This window comes from Microbulbifer agarilyticus S89, assembly GCF_000220505.1.
Classification (GTDB): Bacteria; Pseudomonadota; Gammaproteobacteria; order Pseudomonadales; family Cellvibrionaceae; genus Microbulbifer; species Microbulbifer agarilyticus_B.
In genome coordinates this window covers 84,163-100,136 of the sequence record NZ_AFPJ01000051.1, presented here as the reverse complement: position 1 = coordinate 100,136, position 15,974 = coordinate 84,163, and the positions used below count along the sequence as shown (strand labels likewise).

Annotated in this window: 15 protein-coding genes; 6 read left to right on the top strand and 9 right to left on the bottom strand. The window is 55.2% G+C overall.

Translation table 11 applies throughout. From position 1 onward, the window contains the following. Nucleotides 1-12: 12 nt before the first annotated feature. The 4 genes from AS89_RS0115205 to AS89_RS0115190 form a co-directional block, all read right to left on the bottom strand. Entirely contained in the window at nt 13-711 is a 699-nt protein-coding gene (locus AS89_RS0115205) for a hypothetical protein (RefSeq protein WP_010133578.1), read from the bottom strand. Nucleotides 712-768: 57 nt separating this feature from the next. Continuing rightward, entirely contained in the window at nt 769-1,722 is a 954-nt protein-coding gene (corA, locus tag AS89_RS0115200; RefSeq protein ID WP_010133577.1) for a magnesium/cobalt transporter CorA, read from the bottom strand. Between the two features lie 227 nt (nt 1,723-1,949). Beyond that, entirely contained in the window at nt 1,950-2,384 is a 435-nt protein-coding gene (locus tag AS89_RS0115195) for a host attachment protein (RefSeq protein ID WP_010133576.1), read from the bottom strand. A gap of 76 nt (nt 2,385-2,460) precedes the next feature. Then, the gene (locus AS89_RS0115190) at nt 2,461-2,850 is read right to left on the bottom strand and encodes a hypothetical protein (RefSeq protein ID WP_010133575.1); all 390 of its coding nucleotides are present in this window, start codon (nt 2,848-2,850) and stop codon (nt 2,461-2,463) included. A gap of 263 nt (nt 2,851-3,113) precedes the next feature. On the opposite strand from AS89_RS0115190, the gene AS89_RS0115185 reads away from it, so the two are divergent. Then, nucleotides 3,114-4,241, top strand: a complete 1,128-nt coding sequence (locus tag AS89_RS0115185; protein ID WP_010133574.1) for an S-(hydroxymethyl)glutathione dehydrogenase/class III alcohol dehydrogenase — start codon at nt 3,114-3,116, stop codon at nt 4,239-4,241. A 9-nt stretch (nt 4,242-4,250) separates the two neighbouring features. Then, nucleotides 4,251-5,096: an S-formylglutathione hydrolase gene (fghA, locus tag AS89_RS0115180; protein ID WP_010133573.1), complete on the top strand. Its 846-nt coding sequence runs from the start codon at nt 4,251-4,253 to the stop codon at nt 5,094-5,096. Nucleotides 5,097-5,232: 136 nt separating this feature from the next. Here fghA and AS89_RS0115175 read toward each other — a convergent pair whose 3' ends face one another. Next, nucleotides 5,233-5,799 (bottom strand): BON domain-containing protein, encoded by a 567-nt coding sequence (locus AS89_RS0115175; RefSeq protein ID WP_010133572.1) that lies wholly within the window; start codon nt 5,797-5,799, stop codon nt 5,233-5,235. A 307-nt stretch (nt 5,800-6,106) separates the two neighbouring features. Between AS89_RS0115175 and AS89_RS0115170 the strand changes: the two genes are divergently transcribed. Next, a complete protein-coding gene (locus tag AS89_RS0115170; RefSeq protein WP_010133571.1) occupies nt 6,107-6,736 on the top strand; it encodes an MliC family protein in 630 nt (209 codons plus the stop codon). A gap of 17 nt (nt 6,737-6,753) precedes the next feature. Here the strand turns inward: AS89_RS0115170 and AS89_RS0115165 are convergent, their stop codons facing one another. Beyond that, the gene (locus AS89_RS0115165; RefSeq protein ID WP_010133570.1) at nt 6,754-7,254 is read right to left on the bottom strand and encodes a hypothetical protein; all 501 of its coding nucleotides are present in this window, start codon (nt 7,252-7,254) and stop codon (nt 6,754-6,756) included. A 153-nt stretch (nt 7,255-7,407) separates the two neighbouring features. On the opposite strand from AS89_RS0115165, the gene AS89_RS0115160 reads away from it, so the two are divergent. Next, nucleotides 7,408-8,847, top strand: coding sequence for a sigma-54-dependent transcriptional regulator (locus AS89_RS0115160; protein ID WP_050901717.1), 1,440 nt, complete (start codon nt 7,408-7,410; stop codon nt 8,845-8,847). Nucleotides 8,848-8,960: 113 nt separating this feature from the next. Here AS89_RS0115160 and AS89_RS0115155 read toward each other — a convergent pair whose 3' ends face one another. Continuing rightward, on the bottom strand, nt 8,961-9,167 hold the full coding sequence (locus AS89_RS0115155) for a hypothetical protein (protein ID WP_010133568.1): 207 nt from the start codon (nt 9,165-9,167) through the stop codon (nt 8,961-8,963). 499 nt (nt 9,168-9,666) lie between these two features. Between AS89_RS0115155 and AS89_RS17860 the strand changes: the two genes are divergently transcribed. Both AS89_RS17860 and AS89_RS0115145 read left to right on the top strand, forming a co-directional pair. Continuing rightward, nucleotides 9,667-11,175, top strand: coding sequence for a mechanosensitive ion channel family protein (locus AS89_RS17860; RefSeq protein ID WP_158217376.1), 1,509 nt, complete (start codon nt 9,667-9,669; stop codon nt 11,173-11,175). 108 nt (nt 11,176-11,283) lie between these two features. Continuing rightward, complete coding sequence (locus AS89_RS0115145) at nt 11,284-13,491, top strand: S9 family peptidase (RefSeq protein ID WP_010133566.1); 2,208 nt, start codon at nt 11,284-11,286, stop codon at nt 13,489-13,491. A gap of 71 nt (nt 13,492-13,562) precedes the next feature. Here AS89_RS0115145 and AS89_RS0115140 read toward each other — a convergent pair whose 3' ends face one another. Further along, the gene (locus tag AS89_RS0115140; RefSeq protein WP_010133565.1) at nt 13,563-14,582 is read right to left on the bottom strand and encodes a cytochrome d ubiquinol oxidase subunit II; all 1,020 of its coding nucleotides are present in this window, start codon (nt 14,580-14,582) and stop codon (nt 13,563-13,565) included. After that, nucleotides 14,579-15,967: a cytochrome ubiquinol oxidase subunit I gene (locus AS89_RS0115135; RefSeq protein ID WP_010133564.1), complete on the bottom strand. Its 1,389-nt coding sequence runs from the start codon at nt 15,965-15,967 to the stop codon at nt 14,579-14,581. The genes AS89_RS0115140 and AS89_RS0115135 overlap by 4 nt, the downstream gene beginning before the upstream one ends. Nucleotides 15,968-15,974: the final 7 nt, after the last annotated feature.

Below are 15,974 nucleotides of genomic sequence, written 5' to 3'. Positions count from 1 at the left end.
CTAGGCCTTCGCTCAGTAATGCGTTGCGTGCTGGCGCTCGGCTGCGTTTAGCACCTTGCCCAGCAGTCGGGGATCGAGCTTGGTGCGGTCGCTCAGTTCGTCGGTTAGCCAGTTCAGGTCGTGGGGATGTTCGTGGGGCCGGCCATTTTCCATGGCCATCTGTTCCAGCTGCCAGATCACGTCCAGCAACAGGCCCGCTTCCAGGGGCTGCTCGCCTTCGTCGGTGAGCATCTGGCTTTCCAGGTTGTCCAGATCCCGGCGTCTCACCACTAGCTCGGAATAATTCGGGTACCAGCGGCCGCTGAATGGTTCGGGGCGGTCGTGGAAGCCAAAGGTGATGCGCAGGCGATTGCCCTCGGCATCCAGCAGGGTAGGGGTGTCGTTTTCCGTCGCCGGCAGGGCGGGCTGGTGGCGCAGGATACCGACGATCGCTCGCCAGTCTCCGCGGTTGTCGGGGGACAGGCGCAGGGGTTCGCTGAGCTCGATGGTGCTCCAGCCTGTTTTATCGATGTATTTAAGGTGCTGGCCCGGACGGTACCAGTAGAGATCCAGCTTCTGGTCTTCCACGAGACGGGCCAGGTCGTCGCTGGTGAGCTGCTCTTCCGTTAGCACATTCAGGTGGTCGACGGCCTGCTGCGCGCTCAGCCAGCGGCGCAGATGGAAAGGTTTGTGCGTGGATTGCTCTGAATTGTTACTGCCCGCCGTCGCCATTATCGTCCTGCTTCCCTGTTATGGCTTTCCAACGCATTAAGGTTAGCAGGTGGTGGCCTAGAGCCACCCTTTCTTTTTGAAATACAGGTAGGGTGCCATGCCCGCCAGAAGCATCAGTAACAGTGCCCACGGATAGCCCAGCAGCCACTCCAGTTCCGGCATGTGTTCGAAGTTCATACCGTAAATGCTCGCCACCATGGTCGGCGGGAGGAAAACCACTGCGGCGATGGAGAAAATCTTGATGATTTTGTTCTGTTCGATGCTGATAAAGCCCTGGGTGGAGTCCATCAGGAAGTTGATCTTTTCGAACAGGAAGGTGGTGTGGGACATCAGGGTGTCGATATCACGCAAAATTCCCCAGCAGTCCTCGCGCAGCTCCGGATCATCTTTCAGGTGGCGTTGCAGGAAGGCAATGGAGCGCTGGGTATCCATCAGGCACAGGCGGATCTTTCCGTTGGAATCCTCCAGCTTGGCCAGGTGATCGATGGCATCCTCCAGGTTGCCTTCCTCTTCCTCCAATACCAGGTGGCTGACTTCACCCAGTTTGAGGTAGTTGTCTTCCAGCGCGTCGGCGAGGTTTTCAACCTTCTGCTCGAAGAGTTGGATCAGCAGCTCCTGCGCGTTGTGTGCTTCCACCTGGTTGCGGCGGGCGCGCATGCGCAGCAGGCGGAAGTCCGCCAGTTCCGTGTCGCGTACGGTGATCAGGCGTTTGGGTTGCAGGATGAAAGCGGCGGTCGCGGTATCGTGCCGGCCCTCAGAATGGGTGAGGTACAGGGAGTGGACATGGATACCGGCGGCGTCAACGAAATAGCGCGCAGAGGACTCGATTTCATCCACGTCATCGGATTCAGGCAGTTCTGTGCGCAGCAGCTGTTCCAGCAGATCGCGCTCGTCTTCCTCCGGTTCCTGCAGGTCGATCCAGGCGGCATCTTCCAGAGACTGGCTGCGATAATCGCTACCGGCGTAGGTTTCTCTGATTTTACCGTGCTGGATTTCGAACAGTCGTAGCATGCCGCTTCCTTGGAGATGTGACTTGTGTGCCGAGCGGAGCCGAGGCGCATGGGCTCTCGGGCTGGATGGAAGGCATGGTCGCAGGGTGGCGATAACAAATCAAATCCCTCCAGCAGGCAGAAAGCCCGGTGGAGGGATAGTTTTCAACTAACCAATACAGGCGCGAAGCACCGCCGGAAGTGACGCGTCAGGCCCAGCTGTGCACGCCTAGCTGGGCAGACGTAGCATCACAACCACATGGGTAACTGTGCGCGAATTTCCGCCGTATCGCTTTTGGTCAGGTTTTTGCGCGCCTCGCCGGCAATAGTGGCCAGGCAGGGAGAGCTCATGGAGAGGCGCAGATTGCCGGCCATTGAGGGTTCCGCGACGATGTACAGGCGGTCAAATCGACCCTGCTGGCGCCCCTTCTCCAGGGTATGCGCAATATCTTTGGCGAAGCGTTTGGCGCCCTGCTTGCGGACGCTGGGAATCTCCATGGCATGGCGGCCATCGCCGCGGCTGTCGAAGGTGCGCCCGGGTGCATCGCTAAGTAGCTCCTGCCCCTTCATACGCCCTTCCGGGTATACCAATGTTTCGATCTCGTTGAGGGTCCCCGCGCGTTTTTCCGCCTCGAACAGGCGGGCGTGAGTGTGATTTGCTACCAGAACCCAAGCTTTTGACATGGCGGTTACCTCTGTTTTTCTCAGTTTTACCGCTGAATAGTAGGGCCGGCGGAGACGGGTTCCTAATTGTTGATGTTCAGTTCCTGACCGCACGCCCGCGGTACATTTTTACCGGGGTTTCCGGCTGCTTGTCCTGCCCGCCGTGTAGCGTGAATTCGTCACCATAGATCATCTCGTAGATGTCTTGTTTCCGCCCCTCCTCCACTAATACCTGGCGCCCGCGATACAGGCGCTGAGTGCCTTCGTCATCGGTTTGAAAAGGGGTGCCGCGCAGCGCTTCGAGTTCGGCGATTAACTCGCGGCTCTGCTCGTCCTGTGTGCGCAGCTTCAATGCGGCGAGGTGTGATTCGAAGTCAAAATCGGAAAAACGCAGGGTGATATCAAATTCTGCCTGAATACGCTTGCGCAGCTTACGCAGAGTATTGAGTGCTTGGGAGCTCATCAGCCACTGGTGGTCGGTCATCATCTATACGCCTTAGAGGTTCTTCTTTTCATTGTGTTTGCACCAGCAAGGAACGGGCCAAGTTAATTTTCGATGAACTCTGCGCCAAATGAGGCGCTTTCGCGCGGACTTGGCACTGACTTGATGCGCCAAACCTGTGCTTGGCATGCGTTGGTGCGCGCTTCTGCACTATTTGGATGCGTCTCACGGCCCGGATTCTCCCCCCAAATCTGATAAGCTGGATGGCGATTGTCAGGACGATAAACTCTTAGCCCAGGAGAACAGGAATGTCAGCAGAACCCATAACGTGCAAAGCGGCGGTTGCGTGGAAGGCTGGAGAGCCGTTGTCGATCGAGGAAGTTGTGGTGGCACCGCCCAAGGCGGGCGAGGTGCGCATTCGGCTGCTGGCTACCGGGGTTTGTCATACCGACGCCTTTACGCTGTCTGGCGCCGACCCGGAGGGCGTGTTTCCCGCGATTCTCGGGCACGAGGGCGGTGGCGTGGTCGAGTCCGTAGGCGAGGGAGTCACCAGTGTGGCGGTGGGGGACCATGTTATCCCGCTCTATACCCCGGAGTGTGGCGAATGCAAATTCTGCCTGTCCGGAAAAACCAATCTGTGCCAGAAAATTCGCGCCACGCAGGGCAAAGGCCTGATGCCCGATGGCACCTCGCGCTTTACGGTAAACGGCAAGCCTGTATTTCATTACATGGGGACCTCGACCTTTTCCGAATACACGGTACTGCCTGAAATTTCCGTCGCCAAGGTCAACAAGAACGCTCCGCTGGAGGAAATTTGCCTGCTGGGCTGTGGCGTTACCACAGGTATGGGGGCGGTCGCCAACACTGCGAAAGTGGAAGAGGGAGCATCGGTTGCGGTGTTTGGACTGGGTGGTATTGGCCTGGCGACGATTATTGGTGCCAGGCTGGCAAAAGCCGGCCGGATCATCGCCATCGATATTAACGAAGGCAAGTTTGAGCTGGCGAAAAAACTTGGTGCCACCGACTGTATCAACCCCAAGAGTTTCGACAAGCCGATTCAGGATGTGATCGTTGAGCTTACCGATGGTGGTGTGGACTATTCCTTCGAGTGTATTGGCAATGTCGATGTAATGCGCTCGGCCCTGGAATGTTGCCACAAGGGCTGGGGTGAATCGGTGATTATTGGCGTTGCCGGCGCGGGTAAGGAAATTTGCACGCGCCCGTTCCAGCTGGTGACCGGCCGTGTGTGGCGCGGTACGGCTTTTGGTGGCGTCAAGGGGCGCTCACAGTTACCCGATTATGTGGAACGCTATCTGGCTGGTGAGTTCAAACTCGACGACTTTATCACCCACACCATGCCGCTGGAAAAAATTAACGAAGCTTTTGACCTGATGCACGAAGGTAAAAGTATTCGCAGTGTTATCCATTACGCGTGAGGTTGGCCGATGACTCTAGAACTTGTCAGCAAGACGCAGTGTTTCGATGGTAGCCAGTGCCAGTATGCCCATCGCTCCAGTGTCCTGGACTGTGCGATGCGCTTTTCCATATTCCTGCCATCACAAGCGGAGAAAGATCAGCGCTTCCCCGTGTTGTACTGGCTGTCTGGATTAACCTGTACCGACGAGAACTTCTCCCAGAAAGCGGGTGCGCAGCGCATGGCCGCCGAGTTGGGCATTGTCCTGGTCGTCCCGGATACCAGCCCCCGCGGTGACCAGGTGGCGGATGATGACGGCTACGACCTCGGCAAAGGCGCGGGCTTCTATGTCAACGCGACCCAAGCCCCCTGGAAACCGCACTACCAGATGTACGACTACATCGTGGATGAGCTGCCAGGTCTGGTCGAGCAAAATTTCCCGGTTAGTGATCGTCGCGCGATAAGTGGACACTCTATGGGCGGACACGGTGCCCTGACTATCGCGCTGAAGAATCCCTCTCGCTATCAGTCTATTTCGGCATTCAGTCCAATCTGTAATCCTATGGCGTGTCCCTGGGGTGAAAAAGCCCTAGCCGCCTACTTGGGGGCGGATCGAGGCCTGTGGCAAGAATACGACGCGACAGCGCTATTGAGCCGTGCCACCGAGCAGCTGCCGATATTGGTGTCGCAGGGGGAACAGGATCAGTTCCTCGAAGAGCAGTTAAAGCCCAATGCGTTGGAAGCTGCAGCGCGGGCGGCAAACTACCCGCTCAAGCTTGAATACCATGCGGGTTACGATCACAGCTATTATTTTATCGCTACCTTTATCGAGCAACACCTGCGCTTTCACGCTGACCATTTACTGCATAACGAATGACCTGCGAAATCCCCACCGTCTACATAAAACTAAAAAAGGCCGGTGGGGAGCCGGCCAAAAGAAGGGGAGGTTAGGGTGGTTAGCGGTGGTTAGAGAAACCACATAAAATCCTGTGAGAGATTTTGTGTGCGCCGGATCAGCCGGCGATTTTCAGTTTGTTTTCCACTTTTTCAACATCATTGGTGTTGCGGGCGATGGCCTCCGCCAGATCCCGTTCTGCATCGGACTGTACAAAGCCGCGCAAAATAATTGTACCGCGCCGTGAGGAAACGTCGATGTCAGTACCGGCGACCTCCCGATCCATTAATAAGCGTGTCTTTACCACGGTGGCGATTTTTGTATCGACATACTTGCGATTAATCTTTTCACCGAGCGGCTCATGACTGGCGACCGTCAGTTTGTTGTTCACGCTCTTCACGCCGTCAACGCTCGCAATCAATTCCTCAGCTAGTCTGCGATCGACATTGCTCTCGACTTCGCCGGTGAGCAATACAACGCCATCCGAGACTTCGGTGTCGATGATAAAGCTATTTAGGTTCTGGTTTAGCAACAGCACTGCTTCCGCTTTCCCATCCAGCCATGCGTCATTCGGCGAGTCGCCTTGCGCTTGCTCTCCCGCATAGGTCATGGCCGAAAAACCGAAAGCCGTGCCCGCTAAAGCAGAGAGCAGAGTGGATTTGGAAAAGTGTGTTTGGCGTTGCATAAATTCAATCCTTTATTGCCTGTTTCACTACCTATACTGCAACCCCTGTGCCAGTTTTATTGGCAGGTACGATCCACCGCCAAAAACTCCATAGCTAGCCGATATTCAAAAGCGAAAGCACTACTCTGCCGTCGCAGATGCAGGCTAGGTAATGGGTTTTTTAGGGTATTGAGACTCCGCTATGGCTCGTCAAAGGATTTGGGGAGAATATTTTTCAGGGGGCCATGTAATATTTTCTGGCGCATGGGCTATCCTCTAGCCGATTCCTCTAGCCGATTCCGCGCGTTTAAACTCCAGGAGTGTTTCCATGTTGGCCTCTTCCTCAGCCTCCCCACTGATCGCCAGGTATTTAATGGTCATGCTCGCCATAGGGACGGTGGCTTGCAGCGCGGACGCTCCGCAGGCGGGTCCCAGTTTTGATTGCGCTAAAGCGCGGGGTGAAGTAGAGCAGCTCATCTGTAAAGACGAGAAACTGGCCGCCCTGGATAATCAACTGGCCAGTGTCTACACCGCCGCCGCGGCTAAAGCGGCCAACGAGCATCCACCTGTGCTCAAGGCAATGCAAAGAGGGTGGATCAAGGGGCGCAATGATTGCTGGAAAAGTGACGATAAGCAGCAGTGTATTGCTGAGACATATCAGAGGCGAATTGCAGAATTACAGGCAAAATATCGGTTGGTGGAGAGAAGAGGGCCGATTTTCTATGCATGTGAAGGCAACCCGGCGAATGAGGTGGTCATCAACTTCTTTGAGACCACCCCACCCACGCTCATTGCCGAGCGTGGAGACAGTGTTGCACTGATGTACCTGGAGCCCAGCGCTAGTGGTACGCGGTATAAAGGCAAAAACGATAGTTTCTGGGAGCATCAGGGGCAGGCCTCATTGGTGTGGGGGTATGGGGCCGCCGAGATATCCTGCATGCCCAATCCGAATCAGTGACCCCGCCCCGGTGCCATCTATCTTGCAGACATATCTTCCATGAGAAGTGAGTCCAATTTGTCGATGGTGATCTGTAACATCGCGGTTTGCGCTGACAAGGCAATTTTCAACGGGGAGTCACCCAATTCTTCCAATATCTGTGTCTGCATCCGTTTCTGCCGCTGCTCGGTGGCGATGAGGTAACTGAGTAACTCAGATCCGGGGCGCGGACTCAGTATGGCGATCGATTGATACCGCAGTGCTATATCGGCCGACTCGGCATCGGTGTCAGCGGCTGAAACTGCCAGAGTGTGGCGCTGGCTCTCCGTTTCTGGGGAGAGTAGTTTCTTCACGGCCCCGTGTAATTCTTTCAGATCGCGGAAGCAATGACGCAGCGGATAGTCGACGTGCAAGCTAAGCCGGGATCCGTAGAACTGGAGTGCATGGCCGCTCGCCTGCCGGATTCCTGCCAGTTTCTTTTGCAGTTTTGGCGGGAACCCTGATTGATCACTGCGCTGTGTGGATATTTTGCTTTTCACATGTACCTCCTATGTGCCTCCTCGAATGGCTCTTGGCGAATCGGAGTGCAAACGCATTCACGTTAGCAAGGTGATACAATTCAAGCTCTGTGCCAGTCAGGCTGCTCTGGCTGAGAATCGCTGAGATTCGTGAGATTCTAAGAGGAACCTGATATGAGTCGGAGTCGAATATTCCTGCGGGTTAAGGACGCCTCGCTACGAAGTCGAGTGCTCGACGTGGTGGTCAGTTCGATTGCGGTGGATGATTTCAGCGAAGATCCAGATTGGTTGGAACCGCTGTTGGCCAATCGCTACGACCTGGCCATCGTCGATACCGGCGAGGTTGAAGAAAGCACTCTGGCGCCTTTGGCGGACTCGCCCGTGCTGGCCGGCTGTGACTACGTGTTCCTCAGTGACGGTGCGCCCAACGCGGTGCTCGACCGCGCGACCTCCCGGTCTGGAGGGTTCCACTTTCGCCAGCCCTATTGCGCCGAAGACATCTGCGATGCGATCGAAGAGATTGTCGCTGAGCTGGACGTTGCGGGGGTGGTAGAAGAGGGCCCTGTGAGCAGCCAGTTGGACCAGTACGGTTTGCTGGTGGGCTCATCGCGTCCAATGCGCAAACTGTACCGCACACTGCGCAAAGTCGCGGCGTCCGATGCCAATGTGCTGGTGGTGGGTGAGAGTGGTGTTGGCAAAGAGCTGGTAGCCAATACGTTACACCAGGCCAGTGAGCGCGCGTTGGCGCCTTTTGTTGCAATTAACTGTGGCGCACTGAGCCCGGAGCTTGTGGAAAGCGAGCTGTTTGGTCATGTCAAAGGTGCATTTACCGGCGCGCACAAACAGCACGAGGGTCTCTTTGCCCAGGCAGAAGGTGGCACCCTGTTTCTTGATGAAGTGACGGAGATGTCTCTGGATCATCAGGTCAAGTTGCTGCGGGTGCTTGAAACCGGTGAGTATCGGCCGCTGGGTGGCACTCAGGTGCGAAAAACCAATGTACGTGTGGTGTCGGCGACAAACCGGGAACCCGAGGCCGCGGTCACCGAAGGCCTGTTTCGCGAAGACCTCTACTTCCGCCTGGCGCAGTTTCCGGTGCGCGTCCCGCCTTTGCGGGAGCGCGGAAACGATGTTGCCGGGCTGGCGCAGCATTTTCTGGTTTACCGCAATAGTGAAGAAGGCGCCGCCAAGGCATTTTGTCCAACTGCACTCAAACGGCTGGAAGAGTATTACTGGCCGGGCAATGTGCGGGAGCTCAAGTACTGTGTCGAACGGGCCTTTATCCTCGCCGAAAATATCATCGAGCCTCGGCACATCATTCTTGGAGATATGGAGCCAGCATCCGATCAACAATTGGATGCGGTAGCGAGTGGGAAGGTACCTCCGGTGCCCGCTGGTGTGCCTTTAGATGTGCTCGAGAAAATCGCCATTGAGCGCACACTTGAGCAAAACGCGGGCAATAAAACCGAGACGGCCGGGCAGCTGGGGATTAGCGTAAAAACCCTGTATAACAAGCTGGAAAAGTATGAGCAGCAGGCCACTGAGCAGTCTGACTCCAAGGGCCGCAGCAACGCCACTGAAAAATCGAATGGCAGTTCTTCGGTTGAACTCTCCTAGGTGAATGTGTGATTCCTTAGAGAGATGTTTTCTCCCACAGTAGAATGGCCAAAAAAAGGAGCGCACTGCGCTCCTTTTTTTGTTTAGGGTTTGCTCTCTGCGGGCGGCCTGAATTAGCAGTCTGTGTCTTCCGCGTTCGCACTTTCCTTGGCTTCCTCACAGGCATCCTCAATCGCATTGCCGGTATCGGTAATGGTGTCGTCAATCGCCTCACCAATGGATTCAGCGCTTTGTTCCTCGCTGCATGCGGCCAGTCCGGCAGTGGTGGCGATGGCGATTGCGAGATAAAACGCTTTGCTGGCGTTAGTGAACAGTTTCATAGGCTTCTCCTTGGTCAGTGTTAAGAGTGGCTGGTGCCGTTGCGTAATTTCAGTATCGCAATTGCCATGCCAATGTTGTGAAAGGCAAGTACCACGGCGTTAGCGAGTGAGAATGACCTTTTTCTGATGTAGCTGGCGTGGGGCTACCGGAAGATATTTCAGGGTGTTGTGAAATCTTTACCGACATTGCGGTTGTGTGGACTTGCCTGTGGCTCGTTGGGCGTACGAGTAAGCGGTTGGCACTCTGCTTGCACTTCCACTGGTAAGTAGAGCAATGTCGAGTACCTGGTAGATGAATTTATTGGCGCTTGCGCAAATTGGCAAAAGGTTGTTAGCGGAACTAGCCGGTGCGCTTTGGGACGCATGCCGTATCTGGCGTGACCGTGATTTCCCAGTGAGCGTGCCGCTACTGCTTGTATCTCTTCTGTTGACCAGTTTCATCAGTTCCGCTGTGGCGCAGCCGGCGGGTGGTGCCGCGGCGCTGTCCACACAAGCATCCATGCAAGCATCCACGAAAGTATCAACGGAAGAGGCTAGTGCTGTTACTGACTCCGCGGGCGCCATCTCAGCGGATGAGCTGGATCGATTTATCCAGACACTGGAAAACGAAAACCAGCGCAAGCAATTCGTGGATAACCTGAAAGCGCTCAATCAGGTGCAGTCGGGATCGGTTGAGGAGAACCCGCTTGCGATCGCGGATGCGCTGCTTCCGGAGGAGACGGCCGGTCGGCTTGTGGACAAATATGGCGAGCTCCTTGACGCAGTGGGCATTAGCGCAAGTAGTGCGGGGAAGCTGCTGGTGACGCTGGTAGCGCTCTCATTGATCGGTGTTTTCGTTTGGTTGAATGGCCGCATTGCGAAAAATTTCGATCGCAAGTTTGGTCGGGTACGCCGGGCACTGGGGCTGCATCGTCGCCGCTTCTCTAGCTATTTTCAGATGCAGGTATTTGCCGGCTACGCCATTGCTGGCTTGCTTGCACTCTACACCCTTTCCCTCGTATTCAATCGAACCTTTGGCGTGGTGCTTGATGACGACAGCCTGGTCAGTGCCGCGGAGGTCGTGTTCTCCATTCTGCTGGTGATCCTGATATTCAGTAGTATTTGGGAAATAATTAACGGCGTCATAGAACACTATACGCGTAAGAATCAGGGCGCGGTCACCGCGCGGGTGCGCACGCTAATTCCGCTCATCCGCAATGCCTTGTTATTTTTCCTGACGGTGCTCTCCTTGCTGGTGGTGCTCTCCGAGATAGGCATTGATGTTATGCCGCTACTGGCTGGTGCGGGTGTCCTGGGTATTGCGGTGGGTTTTGGTGCCCAGACGCTGGTGAAGGATTTTCTTACCGGTTTCACCATTCTCATCGAAGACCTTTTGCAAGTGGACGATGTGGTAACGGTGGGTGGGCGCACCGGCATTGTGGAAAAGATTACCCTGCGCAAGGTCGAGATGCGTTCGCTGGATGGAACCGTCCACACGGTCCCGTTCAGTGAAATCAGTATTGTGGATAACCTGACCAAAGACTTTAGCTACTACATGCTTGAGGTCGGCGTAGCCTATCGGGAAAACACCGACGAAGTGATCGCATGCCTGGAGGAAATTGATCGGGAACTTCGTGCTGACGAAGAGTTTGGCCGCTACATTCTCGACCCGCTTGAGGTGCTGGGTGTGGACCGATTTGACGATAGTGCTGTTGTCATCAAGGCCAGGACACGCACCCGTGCCCATGAAAAATGGTTGGTTGGCCGCGAATTCAATCGCCGTATCAAGCTGGCATTTGATGCACGCAATATCGAAATTCCATTCCCGCACCAGACGCTGTATTTCGGCGAGTCAAAAGGAGGGCAGCCCACCTCTGCCGATATTCGCTTGGTTTCCGCAGACCCCTCACAGGAGAAAGTGGAGAGCCGCAGTGTGCAGCAGGGTGCCGGAGAGGTACGCAAGAGGGTACAGGGTTCTGCCGCGCGCGATACGGCAATGCCGGAGGCGCACGACCAGCAGGACACCTGATGCCTGCTGATCGCGGCGCGGGTAGCGGCTCTCAGCACCGTAACCCTACAAATTTTGCGTAAATTGTGTCATTTTCCCGGCTCAGAATTTGATTGCCGTAGAACAGCTATGAACCGATTTCTTTTGTCACTGGTATGTGCGGGTTTTTCCGGATTTTTATCTGCGGAAAGCCTGACGATTGACCGAATATTTTCCGACCCTGCATTGAGTGGCACCAGCCCGCGGGCGCTGCAGTATTCCCCGGACGGCAGCCGCGTGACCTTTCTGAAAGGGCGCGAGAACGACTACAACCGTTACGACCTGTGGGAGTACAGCCTGCAAGATGGCAAAACCCGCGTACTGGTCGACTCCGACACCCTGCACCAGGGTGAAGAAACCCTCTCTGACGAAGAAAAGGCCCGGCGCGAGCGCCAGCGTATCTTTGGCAGCGGCATCATGGAGTACAGCTGGTCAAAGGACGGCAAATCGCTGCTGTTCCCTCTGGCCGGGGATGTTTTCTACTACGCACTGAGCGACGGCAAACCCAAGCGGCTGACACAGACGGAGGCCTTCGAAACCGATGTGCGGGTTTCCCCGAAGGGCAACTTCGTTTCGTTTATCCGCGACCAGAATATTTATGTGGTTGACCTAAAGACCGGTAAGGAGCGTCAGTTAACGGCTGACGGCAAAGGGCCGATCAAAAATGGCATGGCCGAGTTTGTGGCGCAGGAGGAAATGGGCCGCATGACCGGCTACTGGTGGGCGCCGGATGAAGAGCGCATTGCCTACCTGCAGGTAGATGAGAGTCCCGTCGACGAGGTAACCCGCAGCGAAATCTATGCGGATCGTATTGAAATGATCAGCCAACGCTACCCGGCGGCCGGCCGTCCCAATGTGACCGTCAAGCTGGGTGTTCTGGATCTTACCAGCGGCCAGACCCAGTGGCTGGATTTGGGCAAGGACCAGGATATTTACATTCCGCGGGTTCAGTGGGCGCGGGATGATTTGCTCTCTTATCAGTGGCAGAACCGCAGCCAGCAGCAACTTGCGCTGCGTTTTGTGGATATTCCCAGCGGCGATACCCGCGATGTGCTGGTGGAGTCCAGCGATACCTGGGTGAATCTGTTTGATGACCTGCGCTTCTTGAAAGACAGTGAGCGTTTCATCTGGTCTTCGGAAAAAGATGGCTTCAAGCACCTTTACCTGTACGATTTTGACGGCAAGCAATTGGCCCAGCTGACCGGTGGTGAATGGGCAATTGACGAGCTGGAAGCACTGGATGAAGAGTCCGGAAAGGTGTACTTCTCTGGCCGCAAAGATACGCCGCTGGAGCGTCATCTGTACGTGACCAATCTGGAAGGCAGCGGCAAAATCGAAAAGGTTTCCTCCCGTGCGGGCATGCACCAGTTTGAGTTTGCCGGCGATGCCTCAGGTTACATCGATACCTATTCCAATCCGACCACGCCTCCGCAGGTCAGTTTGCACGCGGTTGATGGCAAGCGTGTGACCTGGCTGCAGGAAAACAAGGTGCAGGAGGGGCACCCGTTGCACCCGTATATGGCCGACTGGATTGCGCCCGAGTTTGGCGAAATTGCCGCGCCGGAGGGGCACACCCTGTATTACCGGATGTACAAGCCGGCGGATTTCGACCCCAAGAAAACCTACCCGACGATGGTGTTTCTGTATGGCGGTCCGCACGTACAACTGGTAACCAACAGCTGGGACAGGCCCTTCAACCAGTTTATGGCACAGCAGGGCTATGTGGTGTTTACCCTGGATAACCGTGGCTCTGCCAATCGCGGTAAGAAATTTGAAGACCCCATCTACCAGAAGATGGGCGTTGTGGAAGTCGTGGATCAGGTAACCGGCGTGAAGTTCTTGCGTACTTTGCCGTTCATTGATCCCGAGCGTATTGGTGTGTTCGGCCACAGCTATGGCGGGTATATGGCACTGATGAGCATGTTCAAGGCCGGGGACTATTTCAAAGCAGGCATCTCCGGTGCCCCGGTAACCGACTGGGGGCTTTACGATACCCACTATACCGAGCGCTATATGGGTAACCCGAACCAGGTCCCGGCGGCATACGAGGCTTCTTCTGTATTCCCTTACGCGGAAAACCTGAAGGGCCCGATGCTGATTTATCACGGTATGGCAGATGACAACGTGCTGTTCACCAATACCACCAAGCTGATCAAACAGTTGCAGGACAGTGGCCAGCAGTTTGAATTGATGACCTACCCGGGTAAAAAGCACAGCCTGCGCGGCAAGGAAACCCGCAAGCACTGGTATCAGATGATGAAGGACTTCTTTGACCGCACCCTCAAGGCCGATCATTGACCTTTGTGTATCCGGTGATGAGAAAAGGGGCTTCCATTGGAAGCCCCTTTTTTATGGAAGTTGTTTTTGCGTTAGTGATAGTCCAGCTGCGTTGCCTTGCCCCTGAACACATAGTAAGAGAATGCGGTATACATCAGGATGACAGGAATGACGACGAGTGCACCCATCAGGATAAACTGCAGTGAGTTACGCGCACTCGCGGCTTCCCATATGGTGATTTCACCCGGTACGATATACGGATAAAAGCTAAAACCGATACCACTGAAGCACAGGGTGAAAATAATCGCGGTGATAAAAAATGGCAGTGCGCTGTGTCTGTCATTGTCTTTGGGCAATCGCTTTAGCAGGATGTCGTTGAAGATAAATCCAAGGAAGCAGACGGCGGGAATCAGCAGGACAAACATCACTAGCGGATAGGTAAACCAGCGGTCAAACACGCCGGGGTTTACCAGCGGGTTGATGAGGCTTACCGAAATAACCCCGAGCAGTGCGGCACGACCGGCCTGGCGCGCCCAACGTACTACGCGGATTTGTAGGTCTCCTTCGGTTTTCAGTACCAGCCAGGTTGCGCCGATATAGCTGTACGCTGCGGTGACGCCCAGCGCTGAAAGCAGGCAGAACATCAGTGAGGGCACACTGTAATCAAACCCCATGACGTATTGTCCCAGCATATATCCCTGGGTGAGGGTGGTGATTAGAGAGCCGATCTTAAAGGTGCGATCCCACGCGAGTTTGTGATCCACCGCCGCCTTGGCGCGGAAGTCGAAGGCAACGCCGCGCATAATTAGCCCGACCAGCATTAGCGCCACCGGAATATACAGGTGCATCAGGATCACGCTATGCGCCTCAGGAAAGGCAATGAGCAGTACCCCCACTGCGAGCACCAACCAGGTTTCATTGGCATCCCAGAAGGGGCCAATGGAGGCGATCATGGTGTCGCGCTGCAGCTCATCCTGTTCCCCCATCGGCAGGAGAATGCCGACTCCGAGGTCGTAGCCATCGAGAATCGCGTAAACCAGCACTGCCAATCCCATCAGACCGATAAACACTACCGGAAGCCAGTCGCCACCGTGATTTACAAATTCGTTCATGCGATACCTCCACTGACGTTGGTTCCGGGGTTCGGCAGGTTAGGCAGACTGCCGTGCGCGCGCGGCTCGGCGGTTTCAAACTCCTCAACATAAACCGCCTTGCGCGCCATACGCTTCAGCGTGTGGATGTACGCCCACATCAGGACGGCGTAGGTGGTCAAATAGAGTGTGAGAGATAACCCCACATTCGCCGGCGGAATCTTCGTTACCGCATCTGCTGTCTTTAAAATCCCGGTGACGAGCCACGGCTGACGACCGATCTCGGTCACATACCAGCCCGCTAGTGTTGCCACCCAGCCGGAAAAGGTCATGACGACCAGCCACTTGAGAAATAGGTCGGGTAATGTTTTTCTGCGGCGTAGCAGGTAACACCCGGTCCATGCGGTGACCAGCATCAGCACACCCATCCCCACCATGATGCGAAAGCCATAGAACATTGGTGCCACCGGCGGGTGATTGCCAGGGAACTCGTTCAGGCCAGGAATTTCACCATCGGGTGAATGCGTCAGTATCAAACTTGCTAATTTGGGGATTCCGATTGCGAAGTCGTTGGTTTGTGTTTCTTCATTGGGAATGGCAAACAGGAGCAGGGGGGCACCGCGCTCGGTTTCCCAAACGCCTTCCATGGCCGCAATTTTCTGGGGTTGGTGTTTGAACGTATTGAGTCCGTGGAGATCGCCTACAAAGGCCTGAACAGGGGCGAGAATCGCGGCGACGATTAAACCGGTTTTCAGGGCAACACGTGGTGCCTGCTTGGAATCGCCTTTGAGTATACGGTACGCGGAGATCCCGCTGACAAAAAAGGCGGCTGTCAGGCCAGACGCCAGCAATATATGTGTCAGACGGTAGGGAAAAGATGGGTTGAAAATAATTTCCATCCAGCTGACCGCATACACAACTCCATCGCGAATTTCATGCCCAGCGGGTGTTTGCATCCAGGAGTTGAGTGCGAGAATCCAGAATGCCGACATGGTTGTGCCCAGGGCAACCATCAGGGTGGAAAAGGTATGAACCTTGCTGGGAACGCGCTTGATGCCGAAAAGCATAATGCCGAGGAAGGTTGCCTCAAGGAAAAATGCGGTTAGCACTTCATAGCCCAGCAGCGGGCCGGCAATGTTGCCGACGGTTTCCATATAGCCTGGCCAGTTTGTGCCGAACTGAAATGACATTGTGATACCGCTGACCACACCGAGGGCAAAACTGAGGGCAAAAATCTTTACCCAGAAGCGATACGCGCGCATCCATACGGGATTTTGAGTGATATCAAACCGCAGTTTAAAAAAGACCAGGATCCAACAGAGTGCGATGGTGATGGTGGGAAAGAGGATATGAAAACTGATATTGGCAGCGAATTGTATTCGGGAGAGCAGCAATGTATCCAGCATGGGTACC